At 36.5% G+C, this 22352-nt stretch carries 20 protein-coding genes; 16 read left to right on the top strand and 4 right to left on the bottom strand.

What is annotated here, in order from left to right:
- Positions 1-55: 55 nt before the first annotated feature.
- From pckA to hslR, 3 genes are all read right to left on the bottom strand, one after another.
- Positions 56-1672 (bottom strand): phosphoenolpyruvate carboxykinase (ATP), encoded by a 1617-nt coding sequence (pckA, locus tag E2R68_RS10720; RefSeq protein WP_134277682.1) that lies wholly within the window; start codon positions 1670-1672, stop codon positions 56-58.
- Positions 1673-1839: 167 nt separating this feature from the next.
- Positions 1840-2706 carry an Hsp33 family molecular chaperone HslO gene (gene hslO / locus E2R68_RS10715; protein WP_208380211.1) on the bottom strand — a complete coding sequence of 289 codons (867 nt, stop codon included), beginning with the start codon at positions 2704-2706 and terminating at the stop codon, positions 1840-1842.
- Between the two features lie 25 nt (positions 2707-2731).
- Positions 2732-3136: a ribosome-associated heat shock protein Hsp15 gene (gene hslR / locus E2R68_RS10710; RefSeq protein WP_134277680.1), complete on the bottom strand. Its 405-nt coding sequence runs from the start codon at positions 3134-3136 to the stop codon at positions 2732-2734.
- Between the two features lie 299 nt (positions 3137-3435).
- On the opposite strand from hslR, the gene gspC reads away from it, so the two are divergent.
- From gspC to E2R68_RS10640, 14 genes are all read left to right on the top strand, one after another.
- The gene (gspC, locus tag E2R68_RS10705) at positions 3436-4290 is read left to right on the top strand and encodes a type II secretion system protein GspC (RefSeq protein ID WP_243834657.1); all 855 of its coding nucleotides are present in this window, start codon (positions 3436-3438) and stop codon (positions 4288-4290) included.
- Positions 4291-4458: 168 nt separating this feature from the next.
- On the top strand, positions 4459-6492 hold the full coding sequence (gene gspD / locus E2R68_RS10700; protein WP_134277678.1) for a type II secretion system secretin GspD: 2034 nt from the start codon (positions 4459-4461) through the stop codon (positions 6490-6492).
- On the top strand, positions 6489-8009 hold the full coding sequence (gspE, locus tag E2R68_RS10695; RefSeq protein ID WP_134277677.1) for a type II secretion system ATPase GspE: 1521 nt from the start codon (positions 6489-6491) through the stop codon (positions 8007-8009). The genes gspD and gspE overlap by 4 nt, the downstream gene beginning before the upstream one ends.
- Before the next feature lies 1 nt (position 8010).
- Positions 8011-9225 carry a type II secretion system inner membrane protein GspF gene (gene gspF, locus E2R68_RS10690; protein ID WP_134277676.1) on the top strand — a complete coding sequence of 405 codons (1215 nt, stop codon included), beginning with the start codon at positions 8011-8013 and terminating at the stop codon, positions 9223-9225.
- A gap of 41 nt (positions 9226-9266) precedes the next feature.
- Complete coding sequence (gspG, locus tag E2R68_RS10685; protein ID WP_134277675.1) at positions 9267-9707, top strand: type II secretion system major pseudopilin GspG; 441 nt, start codon at positions 9267-9269, stop codon at positions 9705-9707.
- A gap of 39 nt (positions 9708-9746) precedes the next feature.
- Complete coding sequence (gene gspH / locus E2R68_RS10680; RefSeq protein ID WP_134277674.1) at positions 9747-10316, top strand: type II secretion system minor pseudopilin GspH; 570 nt, start codon at positions 9747-9749, stop codon at positions 10314-10316.
- Position 10317: 1 nt separating this feature from the next.
- On the top strand, positions 10318-10704 hold the full coding sequence (gene gspI, locus E2R68_RS10675) for a type II secretion system minor pseudopilin GspI (protein ID WP_134277673.1): 387 nt from the start codon (positions 10318-10320) through the stop codon (positions 10702-10704).
- The gene (gene gspJ / locus E2R68_RS10670) at positions 10691-11323 is read left to right on the top strand and encodes a type II secretion system minor pseudopilin GspJ (protein ID WP_134277672.1); all 633 of its coding nucleotides are present in this window, start codon (positions 10691-10693) and stop codon (positions 11321-11323) included. Before gspI ends, gspJ begins: the two co-directional genes overlap by 14 nt.
- Positions 11323-12291 (top strand): type II secretion system minor pseudopilin GspK, encoded by a 969-nt coding sequence (gene gspK / locus E2R68_RS10665; RefSeq protein ID WP_134277671.1) that lies wholly within the window; start codon positions 11323-11325, stop codon positions 12289-12291. The genes gspJ and gspK overlap by 1 nt, the downstream gene beginning before the upstream one ends.
- Before the next feature lie 22 nt (positions 12292-12313).
- Positions 12314-13513, top strand: a complete 1200-nt coding sequence (gspL, locus tag E2R68_RS10660; RefSeq protein WP_134277670.1) for a type II secretion system protein GspL — start codon at positions 12314-12316, stop codon at positions 13511-13513.
- Complete coding sequence (locus E2R68_RS10655; protein ID WP_134277669.1) at positions 13513-13995, top strand: type II secretion system protein M; 483 nt, start codon at positions 13513-13515, stop codon at positions 13993-13995. Before gspL ends, E2R68_RS10655 begins: the two co-directional genes overlap by 1 nt.
- A gap of 18 nt (positions 13996-14013) precedes the next feature.
- Positions 14014-14769: a type II secretion system protein N gene (locus tag E2R68_RS10650; RefSeq protein WP_134277668.1), complete on the top strand. Its 756-nt coding sequence runs from the start codon at positions 14014-14016 to the stop codon at positions 14767-14769.
- Positions 14770-14851: 82 nt separating this feature from the next.
- Positions 14852-15478, top strand: a complete 627-nt coding sequence (gene lexA / locus E2R68_RS10645; RefSeq protein ID WP_134277667.1) for a transcriptional repressor LexA — start codon at positions 14852-14854, stop codon at positions 15476-15478.
- Between the two features lie 21 nt (positions 15479-15499).
- A complete protein-coding gene (locus E2R68_RS10640) occupies positions 15500-16177 on the top strand; it encodes an SCO family protein (RefSeq protein WP_243834656.1) in 678 nt (225 codons plus the stop codon).
- A gap of 86 nt (positions 16178-16263) precedes the next feature.
- Here E2R68_RS10640 and E2R68_RS10635 read toward each other — a convergent pair whose 3' ends face one another.
- Positions 16264-16749, bottom strand: coding sequence for a GNAT family N-acetyltransferase (locus tag E2R68_RS10635; RefSeq protein ID WP_134277666.1), 486 nt, complete (start codon positions 16747-16749; stop codon positions 16264-16266).
- A gap of 214 nt (positions 16750-16963) precedes the next feature.
- Between E2R68_RS10635 and metA the strand changes: the two genes are divergently transcribed.
- Together metA and metH are read left to right on the top strand one after the other, a co-directional pair.
- A complete protein-coding gene (gene metA, locus E2R68_RS10630) occupies positions 16964-17881 on the top strand; it encodes a homoserine O-acetyltransferase MetA (protein ID WP_134277739.1) in 918 nt (305 codons plus the stop codon).
- A 767-nt stretch (positions 17882-18648) separates the two neighbouring features.
- The gene (metH, locus tag E2R68_RS10625; RefSeq protein ID WP_134277665.1) at positions 18649-22332 is read left to right on the top strand and encodes a methionine synthase; all 3684 of its coding nucleotides are present in this window, start codon (positions 18649-18651) and stop codon (positions 22330-22332) included.
- Positions 22333-22352: the final 20 nt, after the last annotated feature.

Genomic DNA, 22352 nt, shown 5'->3' with positions numbered 1-22352 from the left:
ATTAACCAACTTAGCTATTACTTTAGCTGAGTCGGTTAATTTTATTTACGATGGATTAAGGGAGTATAGGGCCTGCAGAAACGAGTGCTTTTCCTTGTTCTTTATCGGTATAGCGAGCAAAATTTTCAATAAATAATTGTGCTAGTTTTTCTGCTTTTTCATCCCACAGTTGTGCTGTGTTATAAGTATCACGAGGATCCAAAATAGCGCTGTCTACATTGGGTAACGCAATAGGCACTTGTAAATTAAAGAGTGGAATTGTTTTCGTTTCCGCTTGTTCAATGGAACCATCTAAAATGGCATCAATAATGCCTCGTGTATCTTGGATAGAAATACGTTTTCCTGAACCATTCCAACCTGTATTAACTAAATAAGCCTCTGCTCCACAAGCTTCCATTCGTTTCACTAATTGTTCTGCATATTGTGTTGGATGAAGAGTCAAAAATGCCGCACCAAAACAAGCTGAAAAAGTAGGTGTGGGCTCTGTTATTCCACGTTCTGTTCCCGCTAGCTTAGCGGTAAAACCCGATAGGAAGTGGTATTGAGTCTGTGCTTTAGTTAATTTAGAAACAGGTGGTAATACCCCAAAAGCATCTGCCGTTAAGAAGATAACTTTTTTAGCATGGCCTCCTTTTGAAATAGGTTTTACGATATTTGCAATATGATCGATTGGGTAAGATACTCGTCCATTTTCTGTTTTGCTGGCATCATCATAATCAACAACTCCTTGTTCATTAATCATGACATTTTCTAATAAAGCATTACGTTTAATTGCACCGTAAATATCTGGCTCTGCTTCTGCACTTAAGCGGATAGTTTTTGCGTAGCAACCCCCTTCAAAATTAAATACTCCTTCGTCATCCCATCCATGCTCGTCATCACCAATTAATGCGCGTTTAGAATCGGTTGATAGTGTGGTTTTACCTGTGCCTGAAAGGCCAAAGAAAATAGCTGTATCACCAGATTCCCCAATATTGGCAGAACAATGCATTGATGCCATGCCATTTAGAGGTAATAAATAATTCATGACTGAGAAAAGACCTTTTTTCATTTCCCCGCCGTACCAAGTGCCACCGATAATTTGTACTTTTTCGGTTAAGTTGAAAGCAACAAAATTTTCGGAGTTAAGACCTTGCTTTTGCCAGTCTGGATTCGTTGTTTTGGAACCATTCATAACTACAAAATCAGGTTCAAAATTGATCAGTTCTTGCTCACTAGGGCGAATAAACATATTAGTGACAAAATGTGCTTGCCAAGCTACCTCAACAATAAAACGTACTTTTAAGCGAGAATTTACATTCGCTCCACAATAAGCATCAACAACAAATAAACGCTTATTGGATAATTCATCAGTCACTCGATTCTTGAGTTGCATCCAAGTTTCTTGATCAATGGCCTTATTATCATTTTTACCTTGATCACTCCACCAAATGGTGTCACGAGTCGTTTCATCTTTTACTATGTATTTGTCTTTAGGTGAGCGACCAGTGAAAATACCTGTATCAACGGCTACCGTACCATTTTCTGTCACAATACCTTTTTCAAATCCTGTTAAATTACTTGCTGTTTCTTCAGCAAATAATATGTCAAAACTAGGGTTGTATATAATTTCAGAAACCTGAGTAATGCCGTATGTTTTTAGTTGCTCGGTAGAGAGTTCTATTCTGCTCATATCAACTGCCTTACATTGTTATTTTTTTGTTAAAAAAAGGATATTAGTCTTGAGCGTAGGAGAGTTTTCAGAATAAAAGTGAGATCAGGATCGAATAATGAATTAAAAGGTCGCCATAATGAAAATTATTATGGCGATTGCAATTAATCATTTAAAAAGAGAGGTAATTAGTGTGGTGTTTGGTTGTCTGCAGTTAATAATATTTGTAAGTCTTTTTCTTTAAAAGAGTAAGTTGTTGCACAATATTCACAGCGCATATCGATACTTTCTTGCTCTGCTAAAATCTCTTTTATTTCTTCTGCATCAAGTGATGCTAATGAAGATAAACAGCGTTCTTCTGAGCAACCACATTTAAAGCTGATTGGCTGTTCACCAAACAAACGAACTTCCTCTTGATGATATAAGCGAAATAATAATTCATCATTTTTTAATGTATAAATTTCTTCAGCTTTAATTGTATTAGCTAATGCACAAACGTGTGCAAAATCTTCTTCGTGCGTCTCACTACTTGCTGGTAATGTTTGAATTAATAAACCTGCAGCTTGTACTGGAGTTGCTTGACTATCTGCAAATAAACTAATTTTAGTGGCAAGTTGCTCAGATTGTACAAAATAGTCCTCTAAACATGCTGCAAGACTATCTTTCTCAAGTGCAACAATACCTTGATAACGTTCACCATCTTCAGGCGTAATGGTGATCATCAAATTACCTTTACCAATGAGGTCTAAGAATGATAATCCTGTTGTATCACCATGGTAACGAGCGGTGCCACGGATCTCTAAATTTTGGTTAGCATTGATCACTGCCATACTTAGAGGACCATCACCTTGAATTTGTACTGTTATTTTACCTTCAAATTTTAAGGTTGCTGTTAACAGGCTTGTGGCAATTAACAACTCTCCTAATGTATTTGCGATAGCTTCAGGGTAATCGTGATTATTAATACATTGTTTAAATGTTTCATGTGCTTGTGTTATTTCACCACGAATTTCAAAATCATCAAATAAGAAGCGTTGTAGTTGGTCTGTCATAATTTCTCTCATGTATATTCTGTTACTTTTAATCAAAGTTGGCAGTGTTGCGTTGTGTTTTTGCTTGTATCAAGTCACGACGTTCTTTTTTGTTAGGTTTACGATCTGGATGTGGTGCATTTTGTAAACTTAACTTACGTAATACTTGGTATTCTTCGCGTTTAACGATACTTTTTTCTGTTTCTTTATAGAGCGTTTGTGCAATAGGAGCACCACGACGATGTTCTGAAATTGCTTCAATAGTCACTTCGATTGAAACATCACCTTGTCGAATAGATAAGAAAGCACCTATCTCTACTGTTTTGCTGGCTTTACAGCGTTGTCCGTTATAGTGAACTTTACCGCCTTGGACCATTTCTCTGGCTAAACTACGGGTTTTATAAAATCGAGCGGCCCATAGCCATTTATCTATCCTTACTGCTGAATCTGTCATAATTTTTTACTCAAAAAAGCGTACCCTAGTGTAGCAAAAGTCATGGTTCTGCTAAACCGAAAGAAAGTCATCAAGTTCTGTATTAAGTAAATGGGGACAAAAATTGATAAGTCAAGTTGCTCTAGTGCAATCATATTGTATATAAAAGGACCATTTAATCGGCAAATAAGCTGTAAATTTCCAGTATAAGCCTCATTATTGAAACTTGTTGGTTGTAGTCCTGTTGCGGGCTGCGTTACCATTGTGCAGGTAATAATTATTAGCTGGCATTCAGTGATTAGCAACAGGATTAAATAAAAGTGCTCGTGATTTCTCAACAACTACCAAAAATAGTATTAATAATAAGCAGTGCTTTAGTAGCTCATCAAGCTGCATTATTAACTTGGTCAGTATATCCGGTAGAAGATAGTGCTTATGTTTGGAATCCCCCTGCGAGAACTGCGACTAACAACAGCAGTAAATTAAGTACCCAACAATTACAAAATCAGCACTTATTTGGTGAAGCGCAAGCCGCGCCCAAAGTGGTGCAAAACCAAACCCCCGAAGATGCCCCTAAAACAAAATTAAATATCACTTTAGTAGGGATTGTCGCTGCTTCTAATCCTAATTTATCCAGCGTTATTATTGAATATCGAGGACAACAAGATAGTTATTTTATTGACTCTGATATTACTGGGACTAATGCTAAAGTAAGCGAAATCTATGATGACCGTATTATTATTGATGTTAAAGGTGAGAAGCAAACTTTGGTGTTAGATGGCTTGGAAGAAGCGAATAAACGAATGGCTAACCTTGAAGGCCAACAAGCGACTAAATCTGTGAGTTCTTCAAGTAGGCATAAAACAGCAAAAATAGATCTTGATAGAGAAGAATTATTAAGTAATCCAGGGAAGTTAATGGATTATATTCGTATTTCCCCTGTTCGAGAGGGAAATGCAATCAAAGGTTATCGTGTTAATCCAGGTAAAGACCCTAGCTTATTTGAAGAGTCAGGGTTGCAAGCTGGAGATTTAGCGATTGAATTAAATGGTGTTGATTTAACTGATATGGGGCAGGCGATGGGATTGATGAAAGAGTTTCCTACTATGACAGATATCAGTTTAACAGTTGATCGTGATGGCGAGCTAAACGAGTTATTTTTCAGTATTCCGTAGGGCAGATGTTGTGCCCTGTTTGATATTATAACTTGTACTAGTAAGTCATTTTAAAAAATATAAGTATAAAAATAAGTGTGAACTGCTGAATGATTAATCGAGCAAACTTGCTAATAAATAGATTCGGCAGAAGCAGTAAACAATGAGGTTGTTGTAATGATTTTAGGGATGAAGAAAAGACTGGTAGGTTTAATTGGCGCCAGTATTTTTATTTTATTATCACATTCTACTGCAGTGCAGGCTGATGAATATTTAGCAAGTTTTAAAAATGCCGAGCTGACTGAGTTTGTTAATATTGTAGGTAAAAATTTAGGTAAAACTATTATTTTAGATCCTGCTGTTCGAGGGAAAATTAACGTACGTAGCTACGATGTCTTGAATAAAAAACAATATTATCAATTTTTCCTAAATGTTTTAGAGGTGTATGGATTTGCTGTTGTTGAAATGAACAGCGGTATTCTTAAAGTTATTAAGTCTAAAGATGCCAAAGTAGCACCTATTCCTGTTGTGGATAATGGAACAGATTTTGTTGGTGATGAAATGGTAACCCGTGTTGTTCCGGTTATTAACGTTTCGGTACGAGATCTTGCCCCTTTATTACGTCAACTAAATGATAGTGCCGGTGGTGGTAATGTTGTGCATTATGACCCATCTAACGTCATTATGATCACTGGGCGAGCAGCTGTAGTAAATCGTTTAGTGAAAATCATTCAGCGAGTTGATAAAGCTGGTGACCAAGAAGTTGATATTGTTAAGCTACAGTTTGCTAGTTCATTAGAAATAGTAAATATGATCAATACAATTCAGCAAACACCTAGCAATGCAAAAAATGCCGTTACTAATAACTTAAAACCTCGTTTAGTTGCTGATGAGCGAACTAACTCGGTTATTGTAAGTGGCGATCCTAAAATTAGAGCGCGTATTATTAAGCTAATTAAGTCATTAGATAATGAGTTAAAAAATAATGGTAATACACGTGTTTTCTACCTTAAATATGCCAAAGCACAAGAAGTTGTAGATGTATTAACAGGTGTAAGCAAAGGTTTAGAAGAGTCTTCAAATAGTAAATCTAAAGCTAATAATAAAAACTCAAACCTAAGTATTGAAGCTCATGAAGGTACTAACTCGGTGATCATTTCTGCGCAGCCTGCATTAATGTCGTCGTTAAGCAGTATTATTCGTCAACTTGATATTCGTCGAGCACAGGTTTTAGTTGAAGCAATTGTGGTTGAAGTATCGGAAGGTGATGGTGTCAACTTAAGTGTTCAATGGGCTTCTGCTGGCGGTGCTGCCACACAGTTTAATGATAATGGTGTGACTACTAGTGAAATTGTTACTGGTGCGTATCAAGTTAATAATGATGCAGATGATTTAAGTGGTGTTGCTTCGTCATTATCTAAAATTGCTGGTGGTGTGGCCGGTTATGTTGGCTCAGATTGGGGAGTTGTATTACAAGCTCTTAAGAGTTCAAGTGGCTCTAATATTTTAGCGACACCAAGTTTAACTACGCTTGATAATCAAGAAGCGAGCTTTATTGTTGGTGATGAAGTACCGGTATTAACAGGTTCAACTTCTAGCTCATCTAATGACAACCCTTTCCAAACAATTGAACGTCGAGAAATTGGTATTAAATTAAAAGTCACTCCACAAATTAATGAGGGTGATTCGGTACAGATGAATATTGAGCAAGAAGTATCGAATATTAAAGGACAAACTTCTGTTGATGTTATCTTTGCTACTCGTTCAGTGAAAACGACAGTATTAGCTAAATCAGGTGAAACCGTTGTTATCGGTGGTTTAATTGATGAAACCGTTAATGAGACTGTTGATAAAGTGCCAATTTTAGGTGATATCCCATTCTTAGGGTTCTTATTCCGTTCAACCAAAAGTAGTACTGAAAAACGTAACCTAATGGTTTTCTTACGCGCTACGATTGTGCGTGATGATCAAACTATGATGGAATTAAGCCAACGTAAATACGGTTTGATTCGTCAAATTCAATTGGGTCAAACAGCTGAAGGTATTAATTTGATGCCAAATTCTGAAGCGCCTCTTTTACCTAAATGGGGTGAGCCAGTTGAAGTTGATCCACATTCGTTCCGTAAAATTAAAGAGAAAGATCAAGAAGCAGTTAAAGAAGAGTTAAATGAACAAAAAGCTGAAGATGTTGTTGCAGAAGAAAACAAGGTTAACGGTGTATGAGTGATTTAAGCGAAGTAACTGCAGTTGAAGAGCCGGAAGCGGTAGAGTTTACACCTTCAGGACAACTGCCGTTTGCTTTCTCTAAAAAACATGAATTAGTCATGTCTCATAATGATAAAGAAAGTGTTTTATGTTTTAAACAAGCGCCTAATCTTGATTTATTAGTAGAAGTCCGCCGTGTTATTGGCCATCCCTTTACTATTGAAAAAGTTGATAGTGATGCTTTTGACAAATTAGTGGCTCGTGCTTATCAATCTTCTACATTAGAAGCACAGCAATTGATGGAAGATTTAGGATCGGATGATTTATTTACGTTAGCTGAAGAGTTACCAAGTGATGATGATCTATTAGAAGCTGAAGATGATGCGCCGATTATTAAATTAATCAATGCCATGTTAGGTGAAGCGATTAAAGAAGAAGCGTCAGATATTCATATTGAAACGTTTGAACAATCATTAATTATTCGTTTCCGTATTGATGGTGTTTTACGAGAAATATTAAAACCACAACGTAAATTAGCGGCTTTATTAGTTTCACGTATTAAAGTAATGGCAAAATTAGATATTGCAGAAAAACGTGTACCACAAGATGGGCGTATTTCACTACGTATTGGTGGACGAGCGGTTGATGTGCGTGTTTCTACTATGCCTGCAAGTCATGGTGAACGTGTTGTATTACGTTTGTTAGATAAAAATGCCGTGAAGCTTGAATTATCAACCTTAGGCATGACTCCTAAAAATCATAAATTACTGCAAAATCTAATTCATAAACCACACGGTATTATCTTGGTTACTGGCCCAACGGGGTCTGGTAAAAGTACTACCTTATATGCTGGTTTATTGGAAATTAACTCTAAAGATAGAAATATTTTAACGGTAGAAGATCCAATAGAATATGCCATTGATGGCATTGGTCAAACTCAAGTAAATGCCAAAGTAGATATGACATTTGCTCGAGGATTGCGAGCTATTTTACGTCAAGATCCAGATGTGGTGATGATTGGTGAAATACGTGATCTTGAAACCGCTGAAATCGCTGTACAAGCGAGTTTAACGGGGCACTTAGTATTATCAACATTGCATACAAATACTGCGGTTGGTGCAGTGACACGTTTACGTGATATGGGTGTTGAACCTTTTTTACTATCATCGAGTATTCTAGGAGTATTAGCGCAGCGTTTAGTACGTCGTTTATGCCCTAAATGTAAAGAAGCACATCCAGCCAATGCATCTGAAAAAATCATTTTAGGAGTGTCTGAAAATGAAGACGCGACTATATATCGCCCTGCGGGTTGTCATCATTGTAATCATAGTGGTTACCGTGGCCGTACTGGTATTCATGAACTCTTAGTTGTTAATGAAGTGGTGCGAGAGTTAATTCATACCGGTGCTGGAGAGCAAGCTATTGAACGAGAAATTCGTAAAACTTCAGCAAGTATTCGTGAAGACGGTTTACAAAAAGTACTGCTAGGGCAGACAACACTAGAAGAAATTCTGCGTGTAACAAGAGAGGACTAGTGTGGCTACTTTTTCTTATAAAGCGTTAGACGCAAAGGGTAAACAAAAAAAAGGCACACAAGAAGCTGATTCTGCTCGTATGTTACGTCAACAATTACGTAATGCAGGCTTAACCCCGATAGAAGTTGAAGCTGTTGCTTCCAAGCGTAATAAAGCTGGTAAAGCATTCATTCAAAACAAAATTAAAACCGCAGATTTAGCTTTAATAACTCGACAGTTATCCACATTAGTTGCTTCTTCTATCCCTATTGAAGAAGCGCTACAAGCTGTTGCTGATCAATGTGACAATCCTAAAATTAAAGATATGGTTTCAGCGGTACGCGGTGGTGTTATTGAAGGCCATAGTTTGGCTGATAGCATGCGTAATTATCCCATGATTTTTGATAATCTTTTTTGTGCCATGGTTGCAGCAGGTGAAAAATCAGGGCATTTAGAAAAAGTATTAGATAGATTGGCGGATTACGCAGAGCAACGTCAAGAAATGAAAAGTAAAATGATGCAAGCCTTGATCTATCCGATTGTATTAACCTTGGTTGCTGTATCTGTTGTTGCAATTCTATTAACCTCTGTAGTGCCTCAGGTTGTTGGTCAATTTCAACAAATGGGAGCAGATTTACCCGGTTCTACGACGTTTCTTATCGCGGCTAGTGATGTGTTAAGTGCTTATGGTTTGTATTTTGTTAGTTTGGTGATTGTTGGGTTATTGCTGTTTAAGCAGCATCTTAAGAAAGCCAAAAATCAATTACGTTTTGATCGAATATTATTAACGGTTCCAGTGATTGGAAAAGTCGCTAATGAACTTAATACAGCTCGTTTTGCTCGAACATTAAGTATTTTAAATAGTAGTGCGGTACCTTTACTGGATGCCATGAGTATTGCTGGCGATGTATTAAGTAATCAATATATTCGTTTAAAAGTAGCAGAAGCATCTGAACGAGTTCGTGAAGGGACTAGTTTAGGTCGAGCATTACAAAGCACTAAATTATTCCCCCCTATGATGTTACATATGATCATGAGTGGAGAAAGAAGTGGTGAATTAGGAAATATGTTGGAACGATCTGCGGATAATCAAGACAAACAGTTTTCGGCACAGGTAACATTAGCTTTAGGCGTGTTTGAACCTGCACTTGTTGTTTCTATGGCTGGTGTAGTTTTATTCATTGTTGCTGCCATTTTACAGCCAATTTTGGCACTTAATAATATGGTTTCAGGTTAGCTGAGCCATTCGTTTTACAATAATAAAAAAAGGGTGAAAAGGTGAAAAATTTAAATCTGAATAACAAACAAAAAGGTTTTACCTTATTAGAAATCATGGTGGTTATCGTGATTTTAGGTATTTTAGCTTCAATGGTTGTGCCTAACTTAATGGGCAATAAAGATAAGGCAGACATTCAAAAAGTAAAATCTGATGTTATTGCATTAGAAAATGCGTTAGATATGTATAAATTGGATAATGGTATTTATCCAAGTAGTGACCAAGGTTTGGATGCGTTGGTTTCTGAGCCAAATGGTTCTCCTACGCCGCGTAATTACCGTGAAGATGGATATATTAGACGTCTTCCTCAAGACCCTTGGGGTAACGAATACTTATTAAATAGTCCTGGTGAACATAGTAAAATTGATGTGCTTTCTGTTGGACCTGATGGTGAAGAAGGGACTGATGATGATATTGGTAACTGGAACTTAAGTGATAAATAGTTATTAAGAATTTAATCAAGATAACCTGCGAACATTACAATGCGTAGCAGCAAGGGATTTACTCTGTTAGAAATCATGCTAGTCCTGTTATTAATGGGCATGATTTCTGTTGGCGTTGTAATGACATTACCTAGTTCAGCTAATTTGGATAAAAGCAGTGAATGGCATGCGCAACGTTTCAGCACCTTGTTACAATTTGCGGAAGACCATGCTTTGATATCAAATACTGAATTAGGTATTGAGTTTGGTGAACAGCAATATCAATTTGCTTATTATGATTTAAAGCAAAAAAAATGGCGTCCTTTTACTGATTCTCGTATTAGTGGCACGGTTGAAATCCCTTATAGTATTAGTGCTAAATATACTTTAAGTGGCAGTGTGTGGGATGAAATAGACCAAGAAGATGATGACCCATTCTTAGAACGAGAATATCTAGTTGAAGTTGAAGGGGATAAAAAAGAAGTGAAAATTAATCCACAGGTTTTTATTATGTCTAGTGGTGAAGTGACTCCTTTTAGCTACCAATTTTACAATACAGAAATTAAAGAAAAAACGGTCACGGTTAATGTTGGAATGAGTGGCCAAATAGAATTAGTTAGTGAGCAATAATATGAATTTATCCATTGTTCGCTCTATTAAACGTAAACGAGGTATGACTTTATTAGAAGTTATGCTGGCTTTAGTTATCCTTGCCTCTGCTGGTCTTGCTGTGATGCAAGCCGCTTCACAAGCATTAAATAATCAAAGCTACCTACAACAAAAAACTTTTGCCATGTGGATTGCTAGTAATCGTCTTGCAGAATTAAAGTTACAAAAACGCTGGCCAAGTTCTAGTTGGAGCAGTGCGGAAGTAGAATTTGCTGGTGCTAAATGGTATTGGCGTTATCAATCAGTGGCAACGGGCGATCCTAATTTTGTTGCATTAGATGTGGAAGTGAGTGATAAAAAAGATGGTCGTGCACTAGGCCATATAAGGACTTACATTGGCAGGCCTTAATACTCAAAAATCCAAACAACATGGATTCACTTTAATTGAAGTGTTAATTGCAATTGCCATCTTTGCTGTCTTAAGTTTAGCTGCTTATCAAATTCTGCAAGGGGTTTTACGTAGTGGAGAAATCAGTAAAGAACACGATTTACGCTTAATCGAAGTGCAACGAGGCATGTTATTAATCGAGCGTGATTTTGTACAAATGGTTGCTAGAACCTCGCGTACAAGTAACGTTGAATCCTCTAACTTAAAAGCCTTATATGTTGGTAAAGGCGTTATTGGTTCAGATAGTGAAGGAATTGAATTTAATCGTTTAGGCTGGACTAATCCTCTTAATTTATTACCCCGTTCAAATGTGGTTCGTGTTGGTTATCGTGTAAAAGAAGGCCAATTACAACGTTTATATTATTTATATCCAGATACTGTTGCTGGTGCTAAACCTGAAGAGCAAGTCATATTGCATGAGGTCGAAGCTTTAAAGTTTAGATTTTGGAATAAAGGCTGGGTAAATACTTGGAACTCAAATAAGCAAATTCCTGAGGGTATTGAAATAACCATTACCAGTAAACATTATGGCGAATTAAGACGAGTGTTCATGTTACCAACTAGCCAGGTAGCAGAATAATGAAAAAACAACGCGGTATTGCATTAATTACTGTTTTAATGATTTTAGCGTTAATGGTGACAATCGCTACCACCATGACGGGACGTATGACAGCAAGTTTATTACGTACTGAAGGATTAAGTTTTTCACAAAAAGTCTATTGGTATGGCCAAGCATCTGTAGAGTTCAGTCGAATGATCTTAAATAATGATATGGCCGATAGTAGTGTTGTAAGTTTAGATCAGTTGTGGGCAACGCCGGATATGGTTTTCCCTGTCGATGAAGGTACCATTGCAGGTAGGTTAAAAGACTATCGTAGTTGTTTTAATGTTAATGCGATTGCTTTAGCAGATAAAGATGATGTGAGAGCATTACCAGTACGTCAGTTTCAAGCGTTATTAGAAGCTCTTGATGTGGAGCAATATACGGCAGAGGTGGTGGCTGAATCAACTCGAGATTGGATTGATAAAAATGATACGGTCGATGGTTCACAAGGTGCTGAAGATAGAATTTATGAAGCGCGAGGTGTTGCACATTTAACAGCCAATAATTTGATGGTTGATATCTCTGAATTAAGATCTGTTCAGGGAGTAAGTCGTGCTGTTTTTGAGCATATTAAACCTTATTTATGTGCATTACCTGTAGCAACACAACTGATTAATGTTAATACAGTCGCAGTTGATCAGGCAGAAATTTTATATGCTTTGTTCAAACCGGAATTTAATTTTTCAATAGAAGATTTTGAACAACTTTTAGAAGATAGACCTACCAGTGGGTGGGCAACAACCAATGAATTTTTAGAGTCGCCTATGTTCATTGATCAAACCATACCTGAAGATATAAAGTCACAATTAAGTGTGACCAGTGAGTTTTTTCATTTATATGGTGTTGCAGAATTTGATGATCGATTAATGGCTTTAAAGTTATTATTTAAAATAGAAGACAAAAAAGCGACCACAGTTCGTTTTCAATATGCAGGAATAGAGTAGATGCTCAACATGGAGAGGTTTAGTGAGTGAACAATTAGTTATTCGCCTAGCAAGTGAAGCACGTCAGACTATCCATTGGTTAATTTGGTCAGACAGCGAAAAAGAGATTATCGGCTCGGGGGATATTGAAAATGCGCAAGCATTACAAGAACTCACAGAGAAAGCACAGTCACGTAAAGTGATCTGCTTATTACCTAGCGTTGATGTAACTTTAAAATCAGTACAAATTAATGGTTCATTTACACGTCAAATGCAGCAAGCATTGCCATATATGTTAGAAGATGATCTAGCTGGTGATGTTGATAAATTACACTTTTCTGTTGTGGCTAAAGAAACTGATTTAGTGCATGTGGCTATTTGTGCCAAAAACAAATTGCAAACATGGTTAGATTGGCTGAAAGAAGCAGATATCGTTTGTGTGAAATTTATTCCTGAGGCATTGGCTTTACCTTCCCCGGAAGATGAAAAGTGGCAAGTATTACAATTAGATGGGCAGTGGATTGTCCGTGAAAATTTATATGCTGGTTGGGGATGTGAAAGTGAAATGTTAAATAGCGTTTTGCAACTGCGCTTGATGGAAAATCCAGCACAAATTATCGAAAGCTATAGTCCAATGCCTGAAAAGGCTATTGGGCAATGGCAATTGCTCGATCCTATATTACCAATGCAATTATTGACTGAGGGTTGTATTGGTAATAATACAAACCTTTTAAGTGGTGAATTTAAAGTAAAAAAAGAAAACAACTTACAACTTGCTAAGTGGAAGTATCCAGCAATTATGATGTTGTTATTATTTGTTATTGTATTGGTAAATTTATTTATTCAAGGTCAAAAAGCAGAAGAGCAAACGTTAATCGTACGCAAACAAGTTGAAGCTGTTTATAAAAAAGCTTTTCCTAATGAAAGCGCTTTAAGATATAACCGTATCAAGAGAAAACTAAAAGGCCTTTCTGAAGATCTGTCTCACTCAGGGGGGGATACTGGTTTTTTAGCTATGTTGAATGATCTTATTCCTGTCTTTAAAGCTGTGCCTAGTTTACAAATAAATACGCTTAAATTTAATAATGATAAAAGAGAAATAAGCCTAATGGTGAGTGCTGAGAGCTTCCAGTCTTTTGAACAATTAGCTAAAAGTATGCCTGAGCAATATGAACTTGAACAAGGCGCGCTAAGTAACAGTAGAAGCCGAGTTAGTGGCGCGTTAACTGTGAGGATGAAATAATGTTTGAGCAAATTAAAGACTGGTGGGAAGGCACAACAGAAAGAGAGCAACAGCTTTCTGTTATTTCTGCTGTTGTTATTTTTGTCGCCTTAATTTATTTTTTATTATGGCAGCCTATTACTTCTAATCTAGCTGATCAGCAACAGAGATTAAGAAGTTCAGAGCAAACATTGCAATGGGTTGAAACGAATGCTGCTAAATTAGTTAAAGCAGGTGTGAGTGAGGGTAAAAGACCACAACGAAAAGTAAACTTATCACAGCTTATTAATAACACTGCTAAACGTAATAACATTAATATTTCGCGTATTCAAAATCAAAAAAATGGAGTGGATATTTGGATCAATGAAGTTGAATTTACTCAATTTTTACGATGGATCACTGCATTACAAAATGATTCTCGTGTACAAGTTGTGAGTGTTGACATCAATCGTCAGAAAGACCAAGGCATGATTAAAGTTAATCGTTTATCGTTAAGTTATTAGCATCATCAAAGGATTCAAATGAAAGTTAAAATTGCGATATTTTTTATATTCGTTTATTGCATCACCTTATTAGTTAATTTACCGGCCGCTGTTGTCGTTGCTTGGATGCCTAAAACTGCAATTAAAATAAATGATGTAACAGGTAGTATCTGGCAGGGGCAAGCGAAGCAAGTTGTTGTTAACCCTAAGCTGACCTTACAAAATGTAAAGTGGGATATACAGTTTGATGCGTTATTAGATTCAGTATTAGCGGCCAACGTTTCTTTCGATAACGGCCCTCAATCCATGTCAGGTAAAGCTGTTGTTGAATATGGCATCACTTCTGGTCAAGCAAGTGCTTCTAATGTGATACTAGATTTAACATCACAAGAGTTATTAACTTTCCTTCCTATGCAACTACCTGTAAAAATTACTGGCGAATTTTCTGCCGCAATTAAGAAAGTACAGCAAGGCTCACCTTATTGTGAGCAACTTGATGGAGTAATTTTTTGGAATAATGCTTATCTTTCTAGTCAGATGGGAAATATTGATTTAAGTTCAGCAGCCGTTGATTTAAGTTGTGATAACGGAAATATATCAGCATTAGTGACACAAAAGTCTGAGCAATTAATCACTAACTTAGATGTGAAATTAAGTGAAGGCGGTGCTTATCAACTTAATGGAGATATTCAAGGAACCGATAAACTAGACCCTTCTATTGCACAATCATTATCTTGGGCAGGACCTCGCAACGCAAGTGGTGCCACTACCATTAATTTCAAAGGTAGATTATAAAAAATCAGACTCTTCGCTAGCATTTAACCATGTATGAATATACACTGTGTTTGTTTACAGTTTATTGTCGCGTGGAGATCCTATGAAAGAGTTAACTAAACGCCAAGGCGAAGTCCTAGACGTTATTAAAGACCAGATTGCAAAAACAGGCATGCCACCAACACGTGTGGAATTAGCAAGAATATTAGGCTTTAAAAGTGCCAATGCAGCTGAAGAACATTTGAAAGCACTTGCTAGAAAAGGTGCGATTGAAATTCTGTCTGGTACTTCACGAGGAATTCGCTTAGTCAGTGATCATAAAGATAATGAGATTGCAGAAGAAGGTTTGCCACTTATCGGTAAAGTTGCAGCTGGAGAACCCATCCTAGCGCAAGAGAATATTGAAACACATTATGATGTTGATCCTACTTTATTTCACCCAGCTGCAGATTTTTTATTGCGTGTTGAAGGTGAAAGTATGCGAGACATCGGAATTATGGATGGTGATTTATTAGCTGTACATAAAACGCAAAGCATTAATAATGGGCAAGTTGTTGTTGCAAGAGTGGAAGAAAATGTTACGGTAAAACGTTTTTATCGTGATGGTAAAGAAGTTACATTAAAAGCGGAAAACTCACTATTTGATCCCATTAAAGTGGACTTAGAGTATCAGTCTTTTGATATTGAAGGTATTGCCGTTGGTGTTATTCGTACTGCTGATTGGATGTAATAAACTGATAAGGTTAAGTAAGTGAAGTTTTTTATTTTTATTATCAGTTTTGTATTTCTTGCACTAAGTTTTTCATTTGGTGTTGCCCAGTCTAGCCGTTTACAAGAAGCTTCTACAGCATTGGATACTTCTAAAAATAGTGCCTTGATCTTATCACAGCCGCCTATTGAACTGTCTAATTTCACTTTCTATAAGGCAGGAAAAGTCGCTTTTACTAATCAGTCGTTACAAGGTAAATGGACACTCTTTTTTGTCGGTTATACTTTTTGTCCTGATATTTGCCCAACAACTCTTACTGATTTAGATCGTATTTATCCCAGTTTAAAGAATGATCAAAATACAACTACCCAAGTTGTATTTGTTTCGGTTGATCCAAATCGCGACAAAGCTGAGCAACTTGCTGATTATGTCCACTATTTTAATGAAAACTTTATTGGTGTTACGGGTACTCATAAACAACTTTGGCCTTTTGTAAATCAATTAGGATTGATTTATAGCTTGGTAGAAGAGGGGGAATCAGATGCATTCTATTTGGTTGACCATAGTGCTTCGATTGTTTTAATTAATCCTGCTGGTCAGTTTCATGCCACTTTTAAATCTGTGCTAAATGAGCAAGGAATTAATCATGTTGATATGGATTTAATGGTCCGGGACATTAAAAAAATACAACAACAATATGAGCAAGATCATCATCAATAAAAGCCTATTTTTCGCTTAGTATTTAGCTATCTAAATACTAAGCGGAATATACAATCAAAACTCAATTTTTTAGCGTATTACCATTCTTATAATTTCTTGGCCCAAAATAAAGCGCTACCAAATTCAGGATCAAGCTGATAATCAGAAAACCCTAGTTTTTGATACGCTTTACAAGCAATATTATTCCCACTTAATACTTCTAATGTGATTTTGCAGCAATTACGTTGCCTAGCCACTTCTTCAATTTTATTAAATAATACTTTAGTTAACGCATTTCCTCGAAAATCTGAGTGAACAACTACATCATGAATATTGAATAAAGGTTTACATGCAAAAGTAGAAAATCCTTCTATTGCTGTTAGTAGTGCTGCAGGTTTATTGTCACTGAAAATTAAAATAATAAAAACATCGTTACGTGTTAATAAAGTTGAGATTAAGTTTTCTTTAGCAAAGGGACTTAAATCTTCTCCGCCTCCCATAGGATCACAAGCATAATGAGACATTAAATCTAAATAAGCATCTGCATGCTGTTTATTTGTTAAGTCAGCTAAAACCGTTTGTATTGAAAGCATGGTTATTCCCTGTTTTATATTAATTATTTTTAGTCTAACGAAAGCGCTATGCAGATACTAGTTAAAGAATGAGTGACTAGTTGTAGTTGTTTTTTTAGTGAATGATAAGGTTTAATTAGATTGTTTGTGGGCTGAATAGAATTTTATATTTTTAAATTTCATTTTAATGTTAGACTTCTAGATGTCTAAAGTTAATCTTGTAGAGGAAGTAAGTATGCCGATTCGTATTCCAGATGATTTACCTGCATCAAGTATTTTAAAATCTGAAAATATTTTTACCATGTCAGAAACACGTGCAAGCCATCAGAACATCCGTCCACTTCGAGTATTAATTTTAAATTTAATGCCTAAAAAGATCGAAACAGAAACACAATTGATGCGTCTTTTATCAAATACACCGTTACAAGTTGATATTGAATTATTACGGGTAGATGCACGTGCAACTCGAAATACACCACAAGAACATTTAGATAAATTCTATGGTGATTTTGAACGAGTTAAAGAACAAAAATGGGATGGATTTATTGTTACCGGTGCTCCATTAGGTACTATCCCTTTTGAAAATGTTTATTATTGGGATAAATTTACAGAAATTGTTAACTGGTCTCGTCATAATGTCACCTCTACTTTATTTTTATGCTGGGCTGCACAAGCGGCATTAAAAGTACTTTATGACTTGGATAAAGTGACTCGTGAAAATAAACTATCGGGTATTTATTCACATCGCACATACCACCATCATCATCCATTAGTAAGAGGCTTTGATGATGAATTCTGGGCTCCTTTATCGCGTTATGCGGAGTTCAATAGCCGAGTCATTAAAGAGAAAACTGATCTAGTTGTTTTTGCTGATGCTCCAGATGCGGGGGTTTATTTAGCTGCCACTCCTGATTGTCGACAAGTTTTTATTACAGGGCATCCTGAATATGATGCGAATACACTGAATAACGAATACTTAAGAGATCTTGATGAAGGTTTGGGTCCTGTTCTCCCTATTAATTATTATCCTAATGATGATGAGAATGAAATCCCGCATGCAATCTGGCGAAGCCATGGAAACCTTTTGTATAGTAATTGGCTAAACTATTGTGTTTATCAGGTTACTCCATACGATTTAAAAGATCTTATCTAAATGATAAAAAATAATTGTAAAAAAACGGAATAAAAAGTGGCAAGGATTAAAAGCTCACCTACAATTATTAACAGTTAAGAAAGTAAAAATAAGTAACCTAGCGCTTGATGGTTGTATTAATATTTTTCAAGTATCGTAAGTTAATAAAAATATACTGAAGGAGTAAATTATTTTGATGATAGCTTCGTATCAGTGTACTGAAACCGTGCATTAGTGAGTTGTTAAATTAAACACTCAATCACCCCGCGGGGTAACAATATCGGTTTCTAATAATTCATACTGATTGTGTTCACGAATACAAGGAGATTTGAATATTATTATTTTTTATCAATGTTTTAAAAGTGAGTGTCAGAGTTAGGAGTTTATTTTTTTAAAACTCATTGCCAACGGGCTAATCTGACATTTACTTTTACTGATTTAGATAGTGGAGCATTGCTAAAGTTTTATTGTTATGAATGATTATTTATTCTTAAGTTAATAAACCTTTTAATACTCACAATTAAACAGTTCTTTCAAGATGTAAAGCGAGCTAAGTAGCTCGCTTTTTTTGTGAGTGAATTCCTCGCGCTATCCTTTTGTTTAAATCTATCTGTTATAGCAACTACGATACTTCCGTGGTTATCATCCATGATTCTTACAACTATCAAAATATTCATAATTTATAACAGAATATTTCAAGATGGAATGCGCTTTGAAAGTTATGCATGTTTACTTTTATGTTATTATAAACATTGATTTTTACCTAAAAAACAGCAGCAGGAAATTCTATGTCAGCAATGGATCGTAGTGCATTAATTAAAGCACAGCTAGAAAAACACATTCTTCTTATCGATGGCGGCATGGGGACGATGATCCAAGACCATAAATTTGAAGAGGCAGACTTTCGTGGAGAGCGCTTTAAAGAATGGAGCTGTGACGTAAAAGGTAATAATGATCTCTTAGTACTGACTCAACCTGAGATCATTGCCAATATTCACCGTGAATATTTAGATGCTGGTGCTGATATTCTAGAAACCAATACATTTAATGCCACTACTATTGCAATGGCAGATTATGAAATGGAATCATTATCTGCTGAAATAAATCTACAAGCTGCTCGTATTGCTCGTCGTATTGCAGACGAAAAAACAGATGAAACACCTGATCGTCCTCGTTTTGTTGCTGGCGTTTTAGGCCCAACAAACCGTACTTGTTCTATTTCTCCTGATGTAAATGATCCTGCTTATCGTAATGTTACTTTTGATGAATTAGTGACTGCTTATATTGAATCAACACATGCGTTAATTAAAGGTGGTTGTGATTTAATTCTTATTGAAACCATCTTTGATACTTTAAATGCAAAAGCTGCCGTGTTTGCTGTAGAAACTGTATTTGAAGAGTTGGGCTATAAATTACCAATCATGATTTCTGGCACGATTACCGATGCTTCAGGGCGTACTTTATCAGGACAGACGACAGAAGCTTTTTATAACTCTCTACGCCATGCTGAACCTATTTCTTTTGGTTTAAACTGTGCATTAGGCCCTGATGAATTACGTCAATATGTGCAAGAGATGTCTCGTATTTCTGAAACTTATGTTTCTGCTCACCCTAATGCTGGTTTACCTAATGCTTTTGGCGAATATGATTTAGAAGCTGACGAAATGTCTACTCATATTAAAGAGTGGGCTGAAAGTGGCTTTTTAAATCTAGTCGGGGGATGTTGCGGTACAACCCCTGCGCATATTAAAGCAATGGCTGATGCTGTTGAAGGTATTAAACCTCGAGTTCTCCCTGAAATTGAAGTGGCGTGTCGTTTAAGTGGATTAGAAGCACTAACGATTAGCCATGATTCATTATTCCAAAATGTTGGGGAGCGTACTAACGTAACGGGTTCAGCTCGTTTTAAACGTTTAATTAAAGATGAGTTATACGATGAAGCGCTAGAAGTTGCTTTACATCAAGTAGAAGCGGGTGCTGATATTATCGATATTAATATGGATGAAGCGATGCTTGATTCATTATATGCGATGAAAAAATTCTTAAACTTATGTGCTTCAGAACCTGATATTTCACGTGTTCCAATTATGGTCGATTCTTCTAAATGGGAAATTTTAGAAGAAGGTTTAAAATGTGTTCAAGGTAAAGGGATTGTTAACTCTATCAGCATGAAAGAAGGTGTTGATAACTTTATCAATCAAGCAAAATTGATCCGTCGTTATGGTTTTGCTGTGATTATTATGGCTTTTGATGAAGATGGCCAAGCTGATACCCGAGCGCGTAAATTTGAAATTTGTAAACGTTCATACGACATCCTTGTTAATCAAGTGGGCTTCCCACCTGAAGATATTATTTTTGACCCTAATATATTTGCTGTTGCAACAGGTATCGATGAGCATAATAACTATGCGGTAGACTTTATCGAAGCAGTTAAAGACATTAAAGATAACTTACCGCATGCGATGATCTCTGGTGGTGTTTCTAACGTTTCTTTCTCATTCCGTGGTAACAACCCTGTTCGTGAAGCGATTCATGCTGTATTCCTTTATTACTGTATTAAAAATGGCATGGATATGGGGATTGTAAATGCTGCACAGTTAGCTATTTATGATGATATTCCTAAAGAATTAAAAGATGCAGTAGAAGATGTTGTTTTAAATAAACACGCTAATGCAACGGATGCTTTATTAGATCTCGCTGAAAAATATCGAGGTGATGGCGTAGCTAAAGTTGATGATGGTAAAGCACTGGAATGGCGAACACTTCCTGTTAATGAACGTATTGCGCACGCATTAGTAAAAGGTATTACCGAGTTTATTGAAGAGGATACTGAGCTAGCCCGTCAAGCCGTTAATATGCCTATTGAAGTGATCGAAGGGCCGCTAATGGATGGTATGAACATCGTTGGTGATTTGTTTGGTGAAGGCAAAATGTTTTTACCACAGGTTGTTAAGTCTGCACGTGTAATGAAACAAGCGGTTGCTTATTTAAATCCTTACATTGAGGCAACTAAAGCTGTTGGTGAGACTAATGGTGTAGTTGTTATGGCAACTGTTAAAGGTGATGTTCACGATATTGGTAAGAATATTGTAGGCGTTATTTTACAATGTAATAACTATGAAATTATTGATTTAGGTGTAATGGTGCCTACCGATAAGATCATCAAAACAGCTCTTGAACATAATGCAGATTTAATTGGTTTATCTGGTTTAATCACTCCTTCCTTAGATGAAATGGTTTATGTTGCGAAAGAGATGCAACGTCAAGGTTTAAAAATCCCATTATTAATCGGAGGAGCGACTACCTCTAAAGCGCATACAGCAGTTAAAATTGAGCAGAATTATGATGAACCTGTGGTTTATGTTTCTAACGCTTCTCGTGCGGTAGGTGTTTGTCAGAAATTATTAAGCCCTAAAACTAAACCTGATTTTGTTGAAAAGTTAAATTTAGACTACATACGAGTACGAGAGCAGCATGCGAATAAACGCCCTCGTAGTGCACCTATTGGATTGCCTCAAGCTCGAGCGAATAAAGCAAAAATAGATTGGTCGTCTTATCAGCCTAAAGTACCTAATAAATTAGGCCTTCAAGTCATTAACAATATGTCTATTAGCGTATTACGTGAATATATTGATTGGACTCCTTTCTTTATGACATGGGGATTAGCAGGTAAATACCCTCGTATCTTAAAAGATGAAGTGGTTGGCGAAGAAGCTACACGATTATTCGCAGATGCCTTAGCAATGTTAGATACTGTCGAAGCCGAAGGGGAAATTACTGCAGCGGGTATGGTGGGTATCTTCCCTGCAAATAGTGTTGGTGATGATATTGAAATCTATAGTGATGAAACACGGTCTGAAATCTTACAAGTGAGTAATCAACTACGTCAACAAACAGAGAAAAAAGCACCTTTTGTTAATCATTGTTTAGCTGATTATATTGCACCAAAATCCACGGGAGTGGCAGATTATATTGCGGCTTTTGCTGTAACCGGTGGTATTGGCGAGCGTGAAGTTGCTGAACGCTACAGAGCAAATAATGATGATTATAATGCTATTTTGGTACAAGCTGTTTGTGATCGTTTAGCAGAAGCATTTGCTGAATATTTACATCAACAAACTCGTAAAGATTACTGGGGGTTTGCTGCTGATGAAACGCTAGGTAATGATGATCTGATCCGTGAAAAATATCAAGGGATTCGTCCTGCTCCTGGTTATCCTGCTTGTCCTGAACATACTGAAAAAGCAGTTATTTGGGACTTAATGAATGTTGAACAAGAGATTGGCATGGAGTTAACATCAAGCTATGCCATGAATCCTGGTGCTGCTGTATCAGGTTGGATATTCTCTCATCCTGAAAGTCGATACTTTGCGATTGCTACTATTCAACAGGATCAAGTAGAAGACTATGCGAAACGTAAAGGTTGGGATATGTTAACGGCGGAACGTTGGTTAGGACCTAATTTAAGTTAATTAAATTAATAGCAATCATC

It is taken from the genome of Psychromonas algarum (assembly GCF_004376845.1).
Taxonomy (GTDB): Bacteria; Pseudomonadota; Gammaproteobacteria; order Enterobacterales; family Psychromonadaceae; genus Psychromonas.
This window is presented reverse-complemented; position numbering and strand designations above follow the sequence as displayed.